Annotated in this window: 1 rRNA gene; it reads right to left on the bottom strand. The window is 45.4% G+C overall.

Annotated features, from left to right (window positions below):
* Positions 1 to 225: 225 nt before the first annotated feature.
* A 5S ribosomal RNA gene (gene rrf, locus MRBLPE1_RS16800) occupies positions 226 to 342 on the bottom strand.
* Positions 343 to 350: the final 8 nt, after the last annotated feature.

Here is a 350-nt window from a genome sequence, read left to right as displayed (position 1 = left end):
CATCCTCCGTGCGCTCTTACTAGCTTAACCATATGCTCGGGTGATCGCTCACCTTCGCTTCTAATAAAAACAACTAAAGGATGTTTCAGCAATTCTTTTCTTTCGTTATCCAGTTTTCAAGGTGCAAATTTCCTTGTCGTTTTATGCGACAGGAATCATAGATTATCACATTTTTTCGTTACAATCAACAACTAAATGTTGGTAATTTCTTATGTGAGATAATCCGCTTGGCGACGTCCTACTCTCCCAAGACCCTGCGGTCTAAGTACCATTGGCGCTGGAGGGCTTAACGGTCGTGTTCGGTATGGGAACGCGTGGTTCCCCTCCGCCATCGCCACCAAACGGATGAC

The sequence above is a fragment of the Paenibacillus sp. LPE1-1-1.1 genome, from assembly GCF_040676435.1.
In the GTDB taxonomy this organism is placed as follows: Bacteria; Bacillota; Bacilli; order Paenibacillales; family Paenibacillaceae; genus Pristimantibacillus.
This window is presented reverse-complemented; position numbering and strand designations above follow the sequence as displayed.